Raw genomic sequence first — 18912 nt, 5'->3', positions numbered from 1 at the left:
CCGCGCACGCCGCGGCGGCAGCGCGTTACGGTGTCGACCATGAACATCGAGCATTTCAACGACCTGCTGGCCATGGCCCGTGCCCAGCCCGAGCCGCAACGGCTGCTGATGGTTTTCACCACGGCCGAGTGCGAACCCGACGCGACGCCCGAGCAGCGGGCCGCCCATGCCGCCGGCGAGGGCGGCGTGCTGCGCCCGCTGATGTGCGTGGACAAGGACCCGGCCGAGCTGCAGGACTTCGCGACCCTGGCCGCCGAGGCGCGCCAGGCCGGACCGGCCTGGCAACTGATGTTCACCGCTGCCCTGGCCGGCCGCACGACCACCAGCGAGATCCAGCGCATGCTGGAGCTGTTGACCAAGCGCGTGGAGACCGGTGAGTTCGGCGGGCTGCTGTCGTTCAACCCGACTGGCGAGACCGTGTTTATCGGCTAAACGATGGGGACGCCGCTGGCGTCCATCCCGTCTTCCTCGCTGCTCAGCAGGTAGGGCCCGGTGCCGGCATTGTCGGCGCGCGAGGCGGGCACGAAGGCGCCAACGGCCACGTCGAACACGTGCACCTCGCCGTCCTCGATGACGTAGTGCCAGCCGTGCAGCGTCAGCGCCCTCGCCTCGACGCGCTCGCGCACCATCGGGTAGTCCATCAGTCGCTCCAGCTGCAGCACGATGGCGCGCTGCTCGGTGCGGCGCATCACCTCGGGGCCGGGCTCGGCCACCGGCAGCGCGGCCTCGCGGCCAAGGTCCAGCCAGCGGGCGAGGTTCTGCGCGGCCGGCGCCACCTCGCCGTAGAGCGCGCGGATGGCGCCGCAGTGGCTGTGGCCGCAGACGATGACGCGGCGCACCTGCAGGTTCAGCACCGCGTACTCGATGGCCGCCGCCGTGCCGTGGAAGCCCTGGCTCTGGTCGTACGGCGGCACAAAGGCGCCGACGTTGCGAACGAGAAAAAGCTCGCCCGGGCCGGCGCCGGTCAGCAGATAGGGCACGAGGCGCGAATCCGAGCAGCCGATGAAGAGTGTCAGCGGATGCTGGCCGTCGTCGACGAGATGCCGGAACAGCGAGCGCTGCTGCGGGAAGGCATCGGTCTGGAAGCGGCGCAGGCGTTCGAGCAGCTCGTCGGGCATCACTGCACCAATGGTGAACTCGCTTGCTGAAGCTCGACACCTTCCAGTCGCGCGTCCGCGGCCAGTGTCTGCAGGTACTGGCGCAGCGCGCTGATCTGATGCAGCTGGCGCATGCGCTGGGCCACGGCCTCGCGCACCTGCTCGAAGGCCGGCAGCCGCCCCGGCTCGCGTGCGTCGATGGCGGCGATGTGCAGTCCGAAGCGGCTGTGCAGCAGCTGCGGCAACACGCCGATCTCGCTACGGCCGAACAGCTCCTTGGCGAACTCGGGCGCGCAGTCGTTCGCCGTCAGCCAGCCCAGCCGCCCGCCCTCGGCGCCACTCGGGCAGTTGGACAGCATCTTCGCCGCTTCGTCAAAAGCGGCCACGTCGCTGGCGCGCAGCTGGATCAGATGCCCTTCCGCGCGCTGGCGCAGCAGGCTCACGTCCACGCCGGGCGTGACGGCGAACAGGATGTGCCGCACCTGCACGCGCTCGCCCTGGGCGTAGTGGCGCGCGTTGGCCTCATAGTGGCGCCGGCAGGCCGTCTCGTCCGGCTCGGGGCCGGCCAGTTCCTGCGCGATCAGCGCCTCGATGGCCTGGCTGGCCGCCTCGCTCAGCGCTCCCTCGCGCGGCGCGGGGTCGTCGGTGGCGAGCAGGCCCAGCGCGATGGCGCGCTGGCGCAGCAGCTCGGTGCAGGCGCGCTGGCGCAGCGCGGCCTCGTCCAGCGCCTCTTCGACGGCGGCGATCTCGATGTGGTTCACATGAGCCATGGTGGACCTCACTTCGGCAGGTTCAGGCGGCGCGAACGCACGACCTGGTAGGGGCGGAAGACGTAGAACACCGACGCCAGCCCGCTCCACACATGCACGAGGCGGCTGAACGGGAACAGCAGGAAGATCGTCATGCCCAGCACCATGTGGACCTTGTAGGGCCAGGCCAGGGCCACGAGGCCGCTCGCGTCGGGGTTGAAGGTGACGATGCGCTGCGCCCAGTCGCTCAGCACCAGCATGACCGCGCCGTCGGCGTGCGCCAGCGAGAACGGCAGCGTGATGAGGCCCAGGCTCAGCTGCACCCACAGGATCCACAGGATGGCGAGGTCCGTGCGGTGGCTGGTGAGGCGGATGCGCGGATCGGTCATGCGGCGCCAGATCAGCATCGACAGGCCAATGAAGCAGAACGTGCCGGCCACGCCGCCAGCGACGATGGCCAGCATCTGCTTAGTTGCAGGGCTGATGAAGTGCTCGTAGACGGCATGAGGCGTCAGCATGCCTACCGTGTGGCCAACGAACAGAAACAGGATGCCGGCGTGGAAGAGGTTGCTGCCCCATTTCATGCCCCGGCTGCGCAGCAGCTGCGAGCTGTCGCTCTTCCAGGTGTACTGATCACGGTCGAAGCGGGCCAGGCTGCCCATCAGGAAGACGGCCAGGCAGATGTAGGGGTAGACGACGAACAGGAAGTTGTGGACGGCGTTCATGCCTGGGCTCCCGGTTGATGCGCACTGGGCTTGCGCACGATGTGGATGGGCTGCGGCTGCTCGGGCCGCGACTGGCCGGCCGACGAGCAGCCGCCGAAGGCCTCGGGCTCGGCCCAGTCTTCGTCGAGCTCGGGCTCGGGCGGAATCTCGACGCGCTCGGCGCGCTCGCCCGCCAACTCCAGCGCGGCGGCCAGCACGCTGGCATAGGGGCTCTGGCGACGCTTCAACGCGCTGAAGATGGACCGCGTGATGTGAGCGATCTCGGCGAGGAAGTCGTGTGCCTCGCGGGCCGGCTGCGTGCTGGCGTACTCCAGCACCACGGCCAGGTGGTCGGGCAGCTCGCCGGGCGCGAGGTACAGGCCCGCACGCTCGTAGGTCTGCTGCAGGTCGACCATGGCCGGGCCACGCTCGCGCGAGTCGCCGTGGATGTGCTCGAACAGGTGCAGGGCCGTGCCGCGGCCGCGGTCGAAGAGGTCGACGAAATCGGCTTCCACGGCGAAGGGGTCGTCGCGATGAAGATGCTGCAGCAGCGCGCACAGCTCGTCGATGCGAGCCGCCGGCAGCGCGGCCTCGGCGCGCAGGGCCTGCTGCAGCTCGGGCACGGCGGCACGCAAGGCCGCATCCGGGTAGCGCAGCAGCGCGGCGAGCACGCGCAGGCTGTAGGGGGCGTGGGTGGGTTTGGTGAACATGGCGGCCCTCAGATCGTTGCCTTGATGGGGATGGTTCGCTTCTTCTCCGAGCCGAAGAGGCTCGTTTCCGTCACGCCCTCGGAGCAGCCGTTGCCGAAGCTGAAGCCGCAGCCGCCGCGCACGTTGAAGGCGTTCTCGGCGTACTCGCGGTGCGTCGTCGGAATGACGAAGCGGTCCTCGTAGTTGGCGATGGCCATCACGCGGTACATGTCCTGCACCTGGGCTTCAGAGAGCCCGGCTTGATCGAGCACGGCCAGGTTCTTCACGCCGTCCACGTGCACGCCGCGCTGGTAGGCGCGCATGGCCAGCATGCGCTCCAGCGCGCCGACGACGGGCACGGTGTCGCCCGCGGTCAGCAGGTTGGCGAGGTACTGCACGGGGATGCGCAGCTGCTTCACGTCGGGCAGCTCGCCCACCTCGCCCAGCTGGCCGGCGTTGGCCGCCGCGCTGATGGGCGACAGCGGCGGCACGTACCAGACCATGGGCAGCGTGCGGTACTCGGGGTGCAGCGGCAGGGCCACCTTCCAGTCCACGGCCATCTTGTAGACCGGGCTGTTGCGCGCCGCCTCCAGCCAGTTCTCCGGGATGCCGTCCAGCCGCGCCTGCTTGATGACGGCGGGGTCGAAGGGGTCCAGGAAGAGGTCGAGCTGGGCTTGGTAGAGGTCCTTGTCGTTGGGCGTGGCGGCGGCCTCAAGAATGCGGTCGGCGTCGTACAGCAGCACGCCGAGATACCGGATGCGGCCGACGCAGGTTTCGGAGCAGACGGTGGGCTGGCCCGCTTCGATGCGCGGGTAGCAGAAGATGCACTTCTCGGCCTTGCCGCTCTTCCAGTTGTAGTAGATCTTCTTGTAGGGGCAACCTGACACGCACATGCGCCAGCCGCGGCACTTGTCCTGGTCGATCAGCACGATGCCGTCTTCCTCGCGCTTGTAGATCGAGCCCGACGGGCAGCTCGCCACGCACGCCGGGTTCAGGCAGTGCTCGCACAGCCGCGGCAGATACATCATGAAGGTGTTCTCGAACTGGCCGTAGATGTCCTTCTGGATGTCGTCGAAGTTCTTGTCCTTGCTGCGCTTGCTGAACTCGCCGCCGAGGATCTCCTCCCAGTTCGGGCCCCACTCGATCTTCTCCATGCGCTGGCCGGTGATGAGGCTGCGCGGGCGGGCCGTCGGCGCATGCTTCATCTCGGGGGCCGACTGCAGGTGGTCGTAGTCAAAGGTGAAGGGCTCGTAGTAGTCGTCGATCTCCGGCAGGTTGGGGTTGGCGAAGATCTTCATCAGGAGCTTCCACTTGCCTCCCTGGCGCGGTTCCAGCTTGCCGTCGGGCTTGCGGATCCAGCCGCCGTTCCACTTGTCCTGGTTCTCCCATTCCTTGGGATAGCCGATGCCGGGCTTGGTCTCCACGTTGTTGAACCAGGCGTACTCGACGCCGGGGCGGCTGGTCCAGACGTTCTTGCAGGTCACCGAGCAGGTGTGGCAGCCGATGCACTTGTCCAGGTTCAGGACCATGCCGATCTGTGCGCGAATCTTCATTTGCTTGCTCCTCGGGTTCTCAGGGGTTTTCGCCTTGGGCCTGGTAGGCCGCGGCGAGGTGGTCGTCACGCGGTGTGTCGAGCCAGTCCACCTTGTTCATCTTGCGCACCACGACGAACTCGTCACGGTTGGTGCCGATGGTTCCGTAGTAGTTGAAGCCGTAGCTGTACTGGGCGTAGCCGCCGATCATGTGGGTGGGCTTGGTGACGATGCGCGTCACCGAGTTGTGGATGCCCCCACGCACGCCGGTGATCTCGCTGCCGGGCGTGTTGATGATCTTTTCCTGCGCGTGGTACATCAGCGTCATGCCGGGGTTCACGCGCTGGCTCACCACCGCACGGGCCGCGATGGCGCCGTTGATGTTGAACAGCTCCACCCAGTCGTTGTCTTCGATGCCGGCGCTCTTGGCGTCGTCCTCGCTGAGCCAGATGACGGGGCCGCCGCGGTTGAGCGTCAGCATCAGCAGGTTGTCGCTGTAGGTGCTGTGGATGCCCCACTTCTGGTGCGGCGTGATGAAGTTCAGCACGATCTCGCGGTGGCCGTTGGGCTTGATGTTCTGGATCCCGCCCGTCGTCTTCAGGTCCACCGGCGGGCGGTAGCTGCTGAAGCCCTCGCCGAAGGCGCGCATCCAGGCGTGGTCCTGGTAGAACTGCTGGCGCCCGGTCAGCGTGCGCCATGGGATCAGTTCATGCACGTTGGTGTAGCCGGCGTTGTAGGAGACCTTCTCGCTCTCCAGCCCGCTCCAGGTCGGTGAGCTGATGATCTTGCGCGGCTGCGCCTGGATGTCGCGGTAGCGGATCTTCTCGTCCTCGCGGTGCAGGGCCAGGTGCACGTGCTCGCGGCCGGTGGCCCGGCCCTGGGCTTCCCAGGCCTTCACCGCGACGTGGCCGTTGGTCTCGGGCGCGAGTTGCAGGATGACCTCGCAGGCGTCGATGTCGCTGACGATGCGGGCGCGGCCTTCGGCGTTCACGCCGTTGAGCTCGGCGAGCTGGGCCACCTCCGTCTTGGTGTCCCAGCCGATGCCCTTGCCGCCGTTGCCCAGCTTCTCCATCAGCGGGCCCAGCGCCGTGAAGCGCTCAAACGTGGCCGGGTAGTCGCGCTCGACGACGGCGATGGTGGGCGCCGTCTTGCCGGGGATGAGGTCGCACTCGCCCTTCTTCCAGTCCTTCACGCCGAAGGGCTGGGCGAGCTCGGCCGGCGTGTCGTGCATCAGCGGCGACAGGACGACTTCCTTCTCCACGCCCAGGTGGCCGATGCAGACCTTGCTGAAGGCTTTGGCGAAACCCTTGTAGATCTCCCAGTCACTGCGCGACTGCCAGACCGGGTCCACGGCCGCGGACAGCGGGTGGATGAAGGGGTGCATGTCGCTGGTGTTGAGGTCGTTCTTCTCGTACCAGCTGGCGGTGGGCAGCACGATGTCGCTGTACAGGCAGGTCGTGCTCATGCGGAAGTCCAGCGTCACGAGCAGGTCCAGCTTGCCCTGCGGCGCTTGGGCATGCCAGCGCACTTCGTTGGGCTTGGCGTCGTCCACGCCGAGGTCCTTGCCCTGCACGCCGTTCTCGGTGCCGAGCAGGTGCTTGCAGAAATACTCGTGGCCCTTGCCGCTGGAGCCCAGCAGGTTGGAGCGCCAGACGAACATGTTGCGCGGCCAGTTCTGCGGCGCGTCGGGGTCTTCGCAGCTCATCTGCAGCGAGCCGTCGCGCAGGCCGCGCACGACGTAGTCCTTGGGCTCCATGCCGGCGGCAGCGGCATCCTTCACCACCTGCATCGGGTTGGTCTTGAGCTGCGGCGCGCTGGGCAGCCAGCCCATGCGCTCGGCGCGCACATTGCAGTCGATCAGGCTGCCGGCGAACTCGGCACGCTGGGCGTCTGTCGCCAGTGGCGACAGGACTTCGTCCACGTCCAGCTTCTCGTAGCGCCACTGGTCGCTGTGGGCGTAGAAGAAGCTGGTGCTGTTCATCTGGCGCGGCGGGCGCACCCAGTCGGTGGCGAAGGCCAGCGGCACCCAGCCGGTCTGCGGGCGCAACTTCTCCTGACCCACGTAATGCGCCCAGCCACCACCGCTCTGGCCGATGCAGCCGCACATCATCAATAGGTTGATGACACCGCGGTAGTTCATGTCGCAGTGGTACCAGTGGTTCATCGCGGCGCCGATGATGATCATCGACTTGCCCTTGGTCTTGTGCGCGTTCTCGGCGAACTCGCGCCCCACGCGGATGACCTGCGCGCGCGGCACCCCGGTGATGGCTTCCTGCCAGGCGGGCGTGTAGGGGGCGTTGTCGTCGTAGCTCCTGGCACCCGAGCCGAAGCCGCGGTCGATGCCGTACTGCGCGGCCTGCAGGTCGAAGACGGTGGCGACAAGCACCTCGCCGTCCTGCGTCTTCAGCGTGGTGGCCGGCACGCGGGCGCAGTGGCTGACGCCGTCCTGCTGCGGGTTGGGCGTGAAGTGCTCGCTGGCGCTGCCGGCGAAATAGGGGAAGGCGACATCGACGAGCTCGTGCGCCTGCGCGCCGTCTTCCACGAGGGAGAGCTTGAGCTTGACGTCACCGCCGCCCTCGGCCTCCCTGGCCTCCAGGTTCCACTTGCCGGTGTCGTCGCGGCCCTCGGCACCCCAACGGAAACCGATGGAGCCATGGGGCAGCACCAGGCGGCCGGTGGCGTCATAGGCCAGCGTCTTCCACTCGGGGTTGTTGCTCTGGCCCATCTGGCCGGCCAGGTCGCTGGCGCGCAGGTAGCGCCCGGGCACGCGGGTCTTGCGGCCGTCGGGCAGGGTCTGCTCCTCCAGCAGCACGAGCAGCGGCAGGTCGGTGTAGCGACGCGCGTAGTCGTCGAAATAGGGGCTGCGCTCCTTGAAATAGAACTCGTTGAGCGCGACGTGGCCCATGGCCATGGCAAGCGCCGCGTCGGTGCCCTGCTTGGGGTGCAGCCACAGGTCGGCCAGCTTGGCGACCTCGGAGTAGTCGGGCGTCACCGCCACCGTCTTGGCGCCCTTGTAGCGCACCTCGGTGAAGAAGTGGGCGTCCGGCGTGCGCGTCTGCGGCACGTTGCTGCCCCAGGCAATGATGTAGTTGCTGTTGTACCAATCGGCCGATTCGGGCACGTCCGTCTGCTCGCCCCAGACCTGCGGGCTGGCCGGTGGCAGGTCGCAGTACCAGTCGTAAAAGCTCATGCAGACGCCGCCGATCAGGCTCAGGTAGCGGCTGCCGGCCGCGTAGCTGACCATGGACATCGCCGGGATGGGCGAGAAGCCGATGACGCGGTCCGCGCCGTGCTGCTTGATCGTGTAGACGTTGGCCGCGGCGATCAGCTCGTTGACCTCGTCCCAGGTGGAGCGCACGAAGCCGCCCATGCCGCGCAGCTGCTGGTAGTCGCGCCGGGCGCTCTCGTCGCTCTGGATCAGCGCCCAGGCATCGACCGGGCTCTTCGAGACCGCCAGCGCCTCGCGCCAGCGCTTGAGCAGGCGGCCGCGCACCATCGGGTACTTCACGCGGTTGGCGCTGTAGAGATACCAGCTGTAGCTCGCGCCCCGCGCGCAGCCGCGCGGCTCGTGGTTGGGCAGCTCGGGGCGGGTGCGCGGGTAGTCGGTCTGCTGGGTCTCCCAGGTGACGATGCCGCCCTTGACGTAGATCTTCCATGAGCAGGAGCCGGTGCAGTTCACGCCGTGCGTGCTGCGCACGATCTTGTCGTGCGCCCAGCGGTTGCGGTAGGCGTCCTCCCAGGTGCGGTCCTCGCCGGTGCTCACGCCGTGGCCACCGGCGAAGACCTCCTTGGGCAGCTGGAAGGCGGTCAGTCGATCCAGGAAATGGGACATTGATTTCTCCGTTAGCAGGACAGGGGAGCGTGGCGCCGGCCGTAGAACCACCAGCAGATGGCCATGCAGCTCAGGTAGAACGCCAGGAAGCAATAGAGCGCGGCCTCGGGGCCGCCGGCCAGCGTGATCGCGCTGCCAAAACTCTTGGGAATGAAGAAGCCGCCGTAGGCACCGACGGCTGAGCACAGGCCGAGTGCCGCGGCGCCCTGGGCCTGCGCTTCGGGCAATGGGCGCTGGCTCTGCTGTGCCTCGCGCACGAAGCCCAGCGGCACCATGCGGAAGGTGCTGCCGTTGGCGATGCCGGCGGCGACGAAGAGCAGCACGAAGCTGGCGGCGAACAGCCACGCGCTCCCGCCGCCGCCCAGGCTGGCCAGCACGCCGACGACGCCCAGCGCCAGGCCGCCGAAGCAGGCCAGACTGACGCGCGCGCCGCCGAAGTCGTCGGCCACCCAGCCGCCCAGCGGCCGCGCCAGCGCGCCCAGCAACGGACCCAGCCACACCAGGTGCTGCGCGCCCTCGAAGCCGGGGAACTGGCTGCGCAGCAGCAGCGGGCCGGCCGCCGCGAAGCCAATGAAGCTGCCGAAGCTGCCCAGGTAGAGCCAGCTCATCAGCCAGCTGTGGCGGTGCGTGAAGAGCTGGGCCTGCTCGGCCATGCCGACGCCGGCCGAGGGCAGGTCGTCCATGCCGAACCAGGCCGCCATGCTGGCAAGCGCGATCAGCGGCAGCCACGCCAGTCCCGCATTGGCAAGCCACAGCCCGCCCGATTGAGCGGGCAGGCCGAAGAGGTCCAGCGTAATGACCACCGGCACGGCCCATTGCACCAGGCCGACGCCCAGGTGGGCGAAGCCGGCGCCCAGGCCCAGCGCCCTGCCCTGCTCGCGCGCCGGGAAGCAGGCGCTGATGTGGGCCATGCCGCTGGCGAAGTTGGCGCCGCCCAGGCCGCACAGCAGGGCCAACACCACCATCCATTCATAGGGCGTGGCGGGGTCCTGCACCGCTAGCGCGATGCCACCAGCCGGCAGCAGCAGGCTGGCGGTGGACAAGGCCGTCCAGCGTCGCCCGCCGACCCAGCGCACCGCGAAGCCGTAGAAGATGCGCAAAGTGGCGCCGCACAGAGCCGGCAGCGCGCTCAGCCAGAACAGCTGGTTGGTGCTGTAGCGAAAACCCGCCGCCGGCAGGTGCACGACGAGCACCGACCACAGCATCCACACCGCGAACGACAGCGCCAGCGCGGGAATGGCGACCCAGAGGTTGCGCAGCGCCACCGCCCGGCCATGGCCGGCCCAGAAATCCGGGTCTTCCGGATTCCAGCGCAGTGGGAGTGAGAGGGTCTTTGGCACGATGGTCATGCTCCGCGGCGGGGGCTTCTCTGCCCATCCACCGCCGGTCGGGTAGGACCGGCGCGGAAGGAGGAGGTGGGAGGCGGCAGGCATCGTTCTTTCGGAGGAGGCGCGCGCGCCGGGCCTGAAAAGCAAGAAGGCCCGAAGGCGATGCCTTCGGGCCTTCGTGAGCAGTCTTGGGCTCGCCTCAGGGGTTCTTGACCTCCGCGCCACGGCGCAGATAGAACCACCAGTTCAGCACCAGGCAGACGGCATAGAAGGCCGCGAAGCCGTAGAAGGCGAACTGCGGCGTGCCGGCCTTGATCTGCTCGCCGATCAGCACCGGCGCGACGAAGGCGCCATAGGCCGCGACGGCCGATGTCCAGCCGAGCACAGGGCCGGCCTGGGTGCGATCGAAGATGACGCCCACCGAGCGGAAGGTCGAGCCGTTGCCGACGCCGCTGGCCGCGAACAGCAGCACCATCAGGCCCATGAAGGCCGGGAAGAACTGCTCCGGCGTGGCTGAGCCGTAGGCCTGCTGCATGACATAGCCGACCGCGGCGGACGCGAACACCATGACCGCAGAGATGACCTGCGTGACGATGGAGCCGCCGATCTTGTCAGAGATCCAGCCGCCGACGGGCCGCACCGCGGCGCCGACGAAGGGTCCGATCCAGGCGTAGGTCAGCGCAGACGGGGCGTTCGGGTTCTTCAGCGTGTGGGTGAGCACGCCGGCCGCATCAGGGATGTGCTGGAAGCCGAAGATCACTGTGATCGCCAGTGGCAGAGCCATGGAGAAGCCGATGAAGCTGCCGAAGGTGACGACGTACAGCGCCGTCAGGCTCCAGGTGTGCTTGTTGCGGAAGATGGCGAACTGCTTGGCCACGTTCTCCTTCATCGCGCCGAAGGCAGCCAGGCGCATGACGAGCAGCGCCGCGACGATGTCCAGCGGGATGGCCACCCACATGCTGAGCAGGCCCAGGCCCGTCGGCGCCGGCAGGTATAGATAGAGCATGCCGATGGTCGGCAGGAATGCGAGCGAGTACAGGTAGGTGATCTTCAGGAAGGCAACCACCGGATGACCGGCGTTGGGCGTCACCGTCTTCAGGTTGTTCATGCCGAACCAGCACAGAACGGACAGCGGCACCAGCGACAGCAGCCAGGCGAAGCCGGCGTTCTGGATCCAGGTCTGCGTGCCCGCGGGGATCTTGCCGAAGATCCAGCCGCTGGCCTTCACCAGCGTCATCGGGTCGCCGCTCAGACCGAAAAAGCTGACCGTCATCACCAGCGGGATGACGACCTGCATCGTCGTCACGCCGAAGTTCCCGAGGCCCGCGTTCAGGCCCAGCGCCGTGCCCTGCAGGCGCTTGGGGAAGAAGGTGTTGATGTTGGACATCGATGACGCAAAGTTGCCGCCGCCCACGCCCGACCACAGCGCCATCAGCTGGAAGGCCCACAGCGGCCAGTCCTTGTGCTGCAAGGCCATGCCGGTGCCGATGGCCGGCGCCAGCAGCATGGCCGTGGTGAGGAAGATGGTGTTGCGCCCGCCGGCCATGCGGATCAGGAAAGAGGCCGGGATGCGCATCGTCGCGCCCGAAATGCCGGCGATGGCCGTCAGCGTGAAGAGCTCGGCCTGGGTGAAGGGGAAGCCCAGGTTGAGCATCTGCACGGCGATGATGCCCCACATGCCCCAGACGGCGAAGCCGCACAGCAGGGCCGGGATGGAGATCCACAGGTTGCGGTAGGCGATGCGCTTGCCGGTGCTTTCCCAGAAGGCGTCGTCCTCGGGGCGCCAGTCCGCGATGTCGTTCTTGCTCATGATGCGGGTCCTTTCGGCGCTCAGCCGGCGAGGTGGAATTCGGGCGCGTTGCGGCCCATGACTTCGGTGCGGCGCACCTCGGTCCAGTACATCCAGATCAGCGAGACCCAGACGACGCCGTACATCAACATGAAGGCGCTGGAGCGGATGCCGGTCAGGTCCAGCAGCGCGCCGAACAGGATGGGCAGCACGAAGCCGCCCAAGCCGCCGGCCAGGCCGACGATGCCGCTGATGGCGCCGATGTTGCCGGGGTAGTCGTCGCTGATGTACTTGAAGACCGAGGCCTTGCCAAAGGCCCAGGCCACGCCCAGCACGGCCATCAGCGCGGTGAAGGTGTAGACGTTAAGGCCGATGTGGAAGGTCTTGGCGCCGGCCAGCGTCACGATGGTGAAGTCGGTCTGCGGGTAGCTGAGCAGGAACAGGCAGATCCAGCTCACCCACAGCACCCACCAGGTGACCTTGTGGGCGCCGTACTTGTCCGACAGCAGGCCGCCGATGGCGCGCAGCACGCCGCCGGGCAGGCTGAAGCAGGCCGCCAGCAGCGCGGCCACGCGGATATCCAGGCTGAACTCGCCGACGTAGTACTGCACCATCCACAGCGCCAGCGCCACATAGCCGCCAAACACGATGCTGTAGTACTGGCAGTACTTCAGCACACGCGGGTCCTTCAGCGCCTTCAGCTGCTCGCGAAAGCTGACGTTGCTGGTGACGAGGTGGGCCGGGTTGCTGCTGCTGAACAGCCAGAACAGCACGACGGTGCCGGCCATGATGGCCGCATAGACCTGGGGCACCATGGCCCAGCCGAAGCCGACCAGCAGCGCCGGGGCGATGAACTTGTTGACCGCCGAGCCGGAGTTGCCGGCACCGTAGACGCCCATGGCCATGCCCTGGCGGCTCTTGGGGAACCAGCGCGCGACGTAGGGCGTGCCCACCGAGAAGGAGCCGCCCGCCAGGCCGACGAAGAGCCCGATGACGAGGAAATGCCAGTACTGCGTCGCGTAGGCCATCAGCCAGATGGCCGGCACGGTGGCGAGCATCAGCAGCGTGAGCACGATGCGGCCGCCATAACGGTCCGTCCAGATGCCCAGCGGCACGCGCACGAGAGAGCCGGTCAGCACCGGCATGGCCGTCAGCAGGCCGAATTCGGTGGCGTTGAGGCCGAGCTGCTTCTTGATGGGGATGCCGATGACGCCGAACATCATCCAGACCATGAAGCAGACGGTGAAGGCCAAGGTGCTGACGATCAGCACCGACCAGGCCTTGCGGTCGACAGGGGGCGCAGTCATGCGGTTTCCTCCTCAGTGAACATGAGGAGACTGTCCCGCGCAGCCTGCGCGCCGCACATTCACCAGAGGGGCAGCGGGGCACCGCCCGCAGGGAGGACGACGGCCCGGGCGGCCTCGTCCTAAAGAACTACGCGCGTTGCTGCGTCACCAGCACGGCGGCCTGCACGCGCGAGTCCAGGTCCAGCTTGCGCAGCAAGTGCTGCACGTGGATCTTCACCGTCGTCTCGGCGATGCCGAGCTCGCGCGCGATGTGCTTGTTGGAATCGCCGCGGGCGATCAGGTCGACGATCTCGCGCTCGCGCGGCGACAGCGTGCCCAGGGGGTCGGGCGGTGCGGTGACGGCGGTGGACGCTGCCTCAGCTTCGTGGCGGAAGGCCGTGGCCAGCTTGCCGGCCATCTCGGTGCTGAAGCTGGACACGCCTCGCACCGCGCGCTCGATGGCCTGGGTCAGCTCGTGGTTGTCCGCCGTCTTCAGCAGATAGCCGCAGGCGCCGGCGCGCAGGGCCGCGCCCAGGTCGGCCTCCGACTCGCTCATCGTCAGCATCAGCACCTGGGCACCCGGCGCGGCCGCCTTCAGCGCCGGCAGGGCCTGCACGCCGGTGACGCCGGGCAGGTGGTTGTCCAGCAGGATGACCTGGGGTTGCAATTCGGCCGCCAGGCGCTCGGCCGCACCGGCGTCGCCGGCCTCGCCAACGACCTGCAGCTGCGACTGCGTGGCCAGCAGCGCGATCAGGCCGCGGCGGAACAGCGTGTGGTCGTCAACGACAAGGACGCGGATGGGTTCGGTATTCATGATGTATTGGCCGTCTCGTATTCGGGCAGGGAGACGCGCACCAGCGTGCCGCGCCCGGGTTGGGATTCCAGCGCCACGGCGGCACCCACCTTGGCGGCACGCTCGCGCATGATGCGCAGCCCGACGTGGCTGTCGTCCGGCGAGTCCAGGGCCATGTCGAAACCACGGCCGTCGTCGCGCACGTCGATCTGCCAGTGCGGCTGGTGCGCCAGCCGCACGTGGACCTGGCTGGCCTGGGCGTGCTTGCGCACATTGGCCAACGCCTCCTGTACCACGTGCAGCAGCTGCACCTGCACGTCGGCCGGCAGCGGTGCGCCGTGGCCGTCCACCTCCAGCTCGGCCTGCAGGCCGCTTTGCAGGCGGAACTTCTGCAGCGTCTGCTGCAGTGCGGGCAGCAGGTCGTCGCCATCGGTGCGGGTGCGGAAATGCATCAGCAGCGCCCGCACGTCGGCCGTGCATTCCTTCAGGCCCAGCTCCAGCTCGTCGATGAGGCGCACGGCTGCATCGGCCTTGCCGCCCCGCTGCGCGTCCTTCAGCAGTTGCAGCTGGATCTTCATGAAGGCCAGGCTTTGCGCGATGGAATCGTGCATCTCGCGGGCCAGCATGCCGCGCTCCTCGGCCACAGCGGCTTCGCGCTGCAACGCCTCGCTGCGCAGGCTGTCCATGGCGCTGGCCAGATGGCTCGCCAGGCTGTCCAGCAACTCGCGGTCGGCCTGGCTGGGCTGGGGCGGGTCGCGGAACAGCAGGTCGACCTCGCCCATCACACGGCCCTGCACCGTCAACGCCACCGCCGTCACGGCGACGAAGCCGGCCTTGGCGCAGTGCGACCTGTGATCGCTCTCGCGGGTGATCGGAATGACCTTGGCATGAGGCTCGGGGCTGCCGCAATGGCAGGCGCCGGGCGCCACGCAGCGTTCGGCCTCGGCCATCGCGGGGGGCATGCCCTGCGAAGCCAGCAGCACCATGCGCTGCTGGCTCGGGTCCAGCCAGCGCATCGCCACGGCATCGGCGCCGGCCGCGCGGCGCATGCGTTCGGCAAAACCCGCGCCCAGGTCGCGTACCGACGACGCCCCCGCGGCGAAGGACGTGGCCTCGTACAGCGTGGCCAGCCGCTGCTGCTCCAGGCGCAGGTCGGCCGTCTTGGCACGCACTTCATCGGCCATGCCCTGGTAGACGGCCTCAAGGCGCTGCGCCATGCGGTTGAAGCCGCGCGCCAGGTCGCCGAATTCGTCCTGCGAATCCTCGGCCACGCGGGCGCCGAGGGCACCCTGCTCCAGCGCCTGCAGGCCGCGGCGCAGCCGGTCCACCGGCGCGAACACGACGAGGTGCGAGGCGTACAGGAAGATCAGGGCCGCGGCGATGGCCAGGCCGACGAGCGCCAGCTGCACGCTGGACAGCAGCGAGCTCCAGCCTGCCATGCGCGCCTCGACGGCGTCGACGAGGACGTCGATGCGCCGAACCTGGACCTCGGCCTGGGCGCCGGTGGGCGCCGGCAGGCCATCGGCCGCGGTCGACTTCAGCTGCTGCCAGCCCTCGTGCACGCCACGCCAGGCCTGCAGGGTGTGTCCGTCGCGCGGCAGGAAGAGGGGGCGCGCGGGGTCGCCGTCCACCAGCAGCTGCAGGGAGGCGTCATACGCCTGGACGAGCAAGCGCCGGGATTCGCTGCCGCCGCCGACACTCTGGTGAGCGAGGCGCCAGGTCTGCATGCGCAGCCGCCCCGCTTCGTTGACGGCCGCCGCGCCGCCTTCGAGCTGCCAGCCTATCCACAGCGTCAAGCCGATCGAGGCCAGCGCGATGCACAGCAAGGCGGCACCGAGGATGCCGACCTTGGTGGCGAGACGCGCGCGATGCCAGCCTTGGGACATGCAATGGATTCTGGGCAGGCCGTTCCGGGGTGAGCTTGATCTCGCGCAAGGAAGGCGATGAATCACTCCGCTACCGTTCCCGCAGGCCCGGCGGGTTCGGCCGCGGCCACCCTGGCATCCAAGCCCCAGCTCATCCAGTCGTCGCCGAACAGTTCGCTGGGATGCGGCGTTGCCACCGAGCCGTTGCCGCATTGCAGCGACTCGGCCGAGCAGTAGCGGTCGCAGCCCCAGCAGATGCGCCCGGGGTTGGCCGGCCGGATCGGGAACTTCCTGCTCACGCGAACGCCTCTGCGGCCTCCGGCATGTGGGGAAAGCCGGCCGCGCCGCGCAGCCGATGCACCGGCCGGACCATGAACACCGTGCGATCACGCCCGCGTTCCAGCAGCAGCGAGCGCACGCGCGCYTGCCACAGCTCGCCGAGGTCTTTCTCGTCCTGAGGCGCCGCCTTGCCGGAGGCGAGAAGCGCCACCAGCACATCCAGTTCCGCCTGTCCCGGCAGGGAGGTCGTGTCCACGCCCACGTCCACGGCGGCCTGCGTGTCGAGCCGGGTGAAGCGCAGCGCCAGCACCAGGTCGGGCTTGCTGCGGATCAGGCCGGCCCGGCTGAAGCGCCCACCCAGGCCCTTGAAGCCGGACCCACCCGCCGCACCCGTGAGCATCTGCACCACCGTCGCGACGACACCGGTCCCACCGGAGCGCGCATCGTCGCGGAACTCCACCTTGATGCCGCCGCGCTGCGGCAGGCCGTCCGGGTAGAGCTGCTCCAGCGCCAGCCAGGTCAGCCAGTAGGCCGACGCGACGGCCACGCAGGAATGGCCCGTCAGCCGCACGGCGTCGGCGAAGCCGTAGTCGAGGATGCCGTCCTCGGCGCAGCCCAGCACGCGGGCCAGCGGGTCCTGCATCGTGAGGCGGGGGACTTCGTCAAAGTAGCTGGGTAGTTTCATGTTGGGTCTCGTTGATTTCAGCCGGGTCGGCCGTCGAGGCGCGGGCGGGACAGCACCGGCCAGTAGCGCACCGCGTACAGGCCAAAGCCCGCCGACCACAGCAGCGCCGAGGCCAGGGCCGCGTGGACGATCTGGGCAGGCGCGATCAAAGGCAGAAGCACGCGCACGGCGGCCGCGGCGGCAACCAGCAGATAGCAGGCGACCTCGAAGCGGTCAGCCTTCAAGGGCCGACCGGTGTGGCCACGCGCGGTGCGGGTCATCATGCCGATGACGAGGCCGCCGACGGCGCCCACGGTGAGCGCATGCGTGGCCAGCGACGGCATCAGCCAGCCGGCTTCGGCCAGCGCGCGCAGCAGCAGATGCACCGGCACCCACAGGTAGGCCAGGTGCAGCACCCACACCAGCGGCGCACGCAGCGTGCGCCAGGGCCGCCACAACGCCCAGCGCCAGGCGTGGGCGGCACCGGCGGCGGCCGCGAGAACGGCCAGCGGCCACCCGTGCAAGCCCACTGCATCGGCAGCCAGCAGGGCCAGCACGCCGCCGAGCGCCGCCTTTTCGGCCCAGGCGTTGCGGCTCGCGCCAGCACCTGGCACGCCGTTGTTCGTGAACATCGGGATGACGCGCCCGCCCATGACGGCCAGGATGAAGAGCACCACGTCCAGCGCCACCTGGATGCCKAGCCAGCCGGGCACCAAGTCGACGCCGAACTGCGCCAGGTGCACGCAGCCGGCGGCGAGCGCCAGCAGCGCGAGCAGGCCGATGAAGAAGTAGTTGCGCCGGCTGCCAGCCTTCACGAAAGGCAAGGCCAGGCTGATGGCCGCGGCCAGCGGGAAGGCGACGTTGGCAACGGCAGCGGCCAGCGCAAAAGGCGTCAACACCAGCACGCGGGCGGCGATCCACAGCGCGGCCAGCGCGGCGAGCTTCCAGCCGGTAGGCGTGGGCAGGTTGGTCCAGTTGCGGCCGGCCGTGAACAGGAAGCCGACGATGACGGCCAGCGTGAAGCCGAACAGCATCTCGTGGGCATGCCAGATCGGGCCGGCCAGATAGGCGTGGCCCAGCAGACCCGAGAACTGCAGCGCCCACAGCGGCACGGACAGCGCGGCAAACACGCTGGCCAGCAGGTAGAAGGGCCGAAAGCCCAGCGCGAACAGTGCAAAGCCCGCGGGCGCGGCCGGCGGGGGCTCATCGATTCTCAGCAAGGGCATCATGTGTTGGTTTCCGTTGAGCTCGCCAGGCGATGGCTGCTCCAGCCAGCGTCAGCACGAATGCAGCGATGGCCAGCGCGTTGCCGGTGGCACCTGCGGCCGTCAGTCGGGCGTCGAACCGGCCGCCGAGACGCACGGCCAGCGACGCATGCAGCAGCGCCAGTGGCAGGTAGAAAGGCCAGCCGAACGCCAGCTTCACGCGGGCGACGGCGGGGAGGATGACCGGGGCATGGCCGAACACCATGCTGAAGACGAAGCCCAGCGCGAGGCCATGCAGAGCGGCGTCGCGCCACGGCAGGCCCAGCGCCGTGCCCGCCCAGGCCAGGCCGGCAACGGCCAGCCAGAAGTAGCCGGTGAGCAGGCACAGGGCCATGTAGCGGCTCAGCCCCGCGGCGCGGACCGTGCGGCGTGCGATGTCGAACACCGCGAGCCAACTGGCGAGCGCTGCCAGAGACAAGCCATACAGCAGGCCGCCCACGTCCGCGACAAGGCCGGACAACACCGCGCCACAGGCAGCCACGGCCAGGATGGCAAGCAAGGCCGGGCCGGCGCCGGCATGGCGGCGCATCAGCCGCGTCATCTCCAGCCGCTCGGCGGCGATGGTGAACACGAGGAAGCAGAACCACAGCGGCACCACGGCGCCGGCCATCAGGCCGAGCGCGTGCAGCAGGCTGCCGGCCGCCCAGGCTACTGCGCCGGCGAGCAACAGCAGCGTGTGCGCGGCCCGCTGCCGCCTGACCACGGCCAGGTTCACGCCGACAAAGGCCAGCGACGCGCCCGCGGCCAGCCATGCGGCCAGGCCTGGCGCGCCGGAGAGCATCACCAGGCCCGCAGCGCCCGAGGCGAGCGGGCCAGCAAAACCCGCCGGATGCTTCAGGGCCACGGCGCGCTCGATGCCGATGACGGTGCCCATGAAGGCGCAGATCATCAGGAAGGCATGGGTAGCGACGGCCGCGCTCGCCACGGGCACGGCGACCCCGGCTCGCACCAGGCCGCCGGCAATGCCGGCCACCAGAGCCACCACCGCGAGGCCCGCGAAGGCCAGTCGCGGCAGCAGACCCGGAGCGCGTCGCATCCCC

At 68.9% G+C, this 18912-nt stretch carries 16 protein-coding genes; 1 reads left to right on the top strand and 15 read right to left on the bottom strand.

Features of this window, described 5'->3' with window-relative positions; all coding sequences use genetic code 11:
- Positions 1 to 39: 39 nt before the first annotated feature.
- A complete protein-coding gene (locus ACXJKJ_RS20675; RefSeq protein ID WP_457392003.1) occupies positions 40 to 432 on the top strand; it encodes a ribonucleotide reductase subunit alpha in 393 nt (130 codons plus the stop codon).
- Here ACXJKJ_RS20675 and ACXJKJ_RS20670 read toward each other — a convergent pair.
- The 15 genes from ACXJKJ_RS20670 to ACXJKJ_RS20600 form a co-directional block, all read right to left on the bottom strand.
- Complete coding sequence (locus tag ACXJKJ_RS20670; RefSeq protein WP_457392000.1) at positions 429 to 1118, bottom strand: carbonic anhydrase; 690 nt, start codon at positions 1116 to 1118, stop codon at positions 429 to 431. The two genes, ACXJKJ_RS20675 and ACXJKJ_RS20670, sit on opposite strands and share 4 nt — an antisense overlap.
- The gene (locus ACXJKJ_RS20665) at positions 1118 to 1867 is read right to left on the bottom strand and encodes a peptidylprolyl isomerase (protein ID WP_457391997.1); all 750 of its coding nucleotides are present in this window, start codon (positions 1865 to 1867) and stop codon (positions 1118 to 1120) included. Before ACXJKJ_RS20665 ends, ACXJKJ_RS20670 begins: the two co-directional genes overlap by 1 nt.
- A gap of 8 nt (positions 1868 to 1875) precedes the next feature.
- Positions 1876 to 2571 carry a respiratory nitrate reductase subunit gamma gene (gene narI / locus ACXJKJ_RS20660; RefSeq protein WP_457391995.1) on the bottom strand — a complete coding sequence of 232 codons (696 nt, stop codon included), beginning with the start codon at positions 2569 to 2571 and terminating at the stop codon, positions 1876 to 1878.
- Complete coding sequence (gene narJ / locus ACXJKJ_RS20655) at positions 2568 to 3260, bottom strand: nitrate reductase molybdenum cofactor assembly chaperone (RefSeq protein ID WP_056197879.1); 693 nt, start codon at positions 3258 to 3260, stop codon at positions 2568 to 2570. Before narJ ends, narI begins: the two co-directional genes overlap by 4 nt.
- Before the next feature lie 8 nt (positions 3261 to 3268).
- Entirely contained in the window at positions 3269 to 4792 is a 1524-nt protein-coding gene (gene narH, locus ACXJKJ_RS20650; RefSeq protein WP_457321501.1) for a nitrate reductase subunit beta, read from the bottom strand.
- 19 nt (positions 4793 to 4811) lie between these two features.
- Positions 4812 to 8603 carry a nitrate reductase subunit alpha gene (locus tag ACXJKJ_RS20645; protein WP_457391993.1) on the bottom strand — a complete coding sequence of 1264 codons (3792 nt, stop codon included), beginning with the start codon at positions 8601 to 8603 and terminating at the stop codon, positions 4812 to 4814.
- Between the two features lie 11 nt (positions 8604 to 8614).
- The gene (locus ACXJKJ_RS20640; protein ID WP_457391990.1) at positions 8615 to 9952 is read right to left on the bottom strand and encodes an MFS transporter; all 1338 of its coding nucleotides are present in this window, start codon (positions 9950 to 9952) and stop codon (positions 8615 to 8617) included.
- Between the two features lie 178 nt (positions 9953 to 10130).
- The gene (locus ACXJKJ_RS20635; RefSeq protein ID WP_457391987.1) at positions 10131 to 11741 is read right to left on the bottom strand and encodes an MFS transporter; all 1611 of its coding nucleotides are present in this window, start codon (positions 11739 to 11741) and stop codon (positions 10131 to 10133) included.
- 20 nt (positions 11742 to 11761) lie between these two features.
- Positions 11762 to 13027 carry an MFS transporter gene (locus tag ACXJKJ_RS20630; RefSeq protein WP_457391984.1) on the bottom strand — a complete coding sequence of 422 codons (1266 nt, stop codon included), beginning with the start codon at positions 13025 to 13027 and terminating at the stop codon, positions 11762 to 11764.
- Between the two features lie 127 nt (positions 13028 to 13154).
- Entirely contained in the window at positions 13155 to 13820 is a 666-nt protein-coding gene (locus tag ACXJKJ_RS20625; protein WP_457391981.1) for a response regulator, read from the bottom strand.
- Complete coding sequence (locus ACXJKJ_RS20620; RefSeq protein ID WP_457391978.1) at positions 13817 to 15685, bottom strand: type IV pili methyl-accepting chemotaxis transducer N-terminal domain-containing protein; 1869 nt, start codon at positions 15683 to 15685, stop codon at positions 13817 to 13819. Before ACXJKJ_RS20620 ends, ACXJKJ_RS20625 begins: the two co-directional genes overlap by 4 nt.
- A gap of 62 nt (positions 15686 to 15747) precedes the next feature.
- The gene (locus tag ACXJKJ_RS20615) at positions 15748 to 15963 is read right to left on the bottom strand and encodes a DUF3079 domain-containing protein (protein ID WP_056197895.1); all 216 of its coding nucleotides are present in this window, start codon (positions 15961 to 15963) and stop codon (positions 15748 to 15750) included.
- The gene (locus ACXJKJ_RS20610) at positions 15960 to 16628 is read right to left on the bottom strand and encodes a hypothetical protein (protein ID WP_457391975.1); all 669 of its coding nucleotides are present in this window, start codon (positions 16626 to 16628) and stop codon (positions 15960 to 15962) included. Before ACXJKJ_RS20610 ends, ACXJKJ_RS20615 begins: the two co-directional genes overlap by 4 nt.
- Before the next feature lie 17 nt (positions 16629 to 16645).
- The gene (locus ACXJKJ_RS20605; protein ID WP_457391973.1) at positions 16646 to 17836 is read right to left on the bottom strand and encodes an NnrS family protein; all 1191 of its coding nucleotides are present in this window, start codon (positions 17834 to 17836) and stop codon (positions 16646 to 16648) included.
- Complete coding sequence (locus tag ACXJKJ_RS20600; protein ID WP_457391970.1) at positions 17811 to 18908, bottom strand: hypothetical protein; 1098 nt, start codon at positions 18906 to 18908, stop codon at positions 17811 to 17813. The genes ACXJKJ_RS20605 and ACXJKJ_RS20600 overlap by 26 nt, the downstream gene beginning before the upstream one ends.
- Positions 18909 to 18912: the final 4 nt, after the last annotated feature.

The sequence above is a fragment of the Roseateles sp. P5_E1 genome (assembly GCF_054049335.1).
The sequence above is the reverse complement of the archived record's forward strand: the minus strand, read 5'-3'. Positions and strand labels throughout refer to the sequence as shown.

Excerpts from the sequence above, each read along its gene's own strand:
- ACXJKJ_RS20670 (WP_457392000.1), bottom strand. The coding sequence starts at position 1,118 with ATGCCCGACGAGCTGCTCGAACGCCTGCGCCGCTTCCAGACCGATGCC.
- ACXJKJ_RS20625 (WP_457391981.1), bottom strand. The coding sequence starts at position 13,820 with ATGAATACCGAACCCATCCGCGTCCTTGTCGTTGACGACCACACGCTG.
- narH (WP_457321501.1), bottom strand. The coding sequence starts at position 4,792 with ATGAAGATTCGCGCACAGATCGGCATGGTCCTGAACCTGGACAAGTGC.
- ACXJKJ_RS20645 (WP_457391993.1), bottom strand. The coding sequence starts at position 8,603 with ATGTCCCATTTCCTGGATCGACTGACCGCCTTCCAGCTGCCCAAGGAG.
- ACXJKJ_RS20675 (WP_457392003.1), top strand. The coding sequence starts at position 40 with ATGAACATCGAGCATTTCAACGACCTGCTGGCCATGGCCCGTGCCCAG.
- narI (WP_457391995.1), bottom strand. The coding sequence starts at position 2,571 with ATGAACGCCGTCCACAACTTCCTGTTCGTCGTCTACCCCTACATCTGC.
- ACXJKJ_RS20620 (WP_457391978.1), bottom strand. The coding sequence starts at position 15,685 with ATGTCCCAAGGCTGGCATCGCGCGCGTCTCGCCACCAAGGTCGGCATC.
- ACXJKJ_RS20640 (WP_457391990.1), bottom strand. The coding sequence starts at position 9,952 with ATGACCATCGTGCCAAAGACCCTCTCACTCCCACTGCGCTGGAATCCG.
- narJ (WP_056197879.1), bottom strand. The coding sequence starts at position 3,260 with ATGTTCACCAAACCCACCCACGCCCCCTACAGCCTGCGCGTGCTCGCC.
- ACXJKJ_RS20600 (WP_457391970.1), bottom strand. The coding sequence starts at position 18,908 with ATGCGACGCGCTCCGGGTCTGCTGCCGCGACTGGCCTTCGCGGGCCTC.
- ACXJKJ_RS20630 (WP_457391984.1), bottom strand. The coding sequence starts at position 13,027 with ATGACTGCGCCCCCTGTCGACCGCAAGGCCTGGTCGGTGCTGATCGTC.
- ACXJKJ_RS20635 (WP_457391987.1), bottom strand. The coding sequence starts at position 11,741 with ATGAGCAAGAACGACATCGCGGACTGGCGCCCCGAGGACGACGCCTTC.
- ACXJKJ_RS20665 (WP_457391997.1), bottom strand. The coding sequence starts at position 1,867 with ATGGCTCATGTGAACCACATCGAGATCGCCGCCGTCGAAGAGGCGCTG.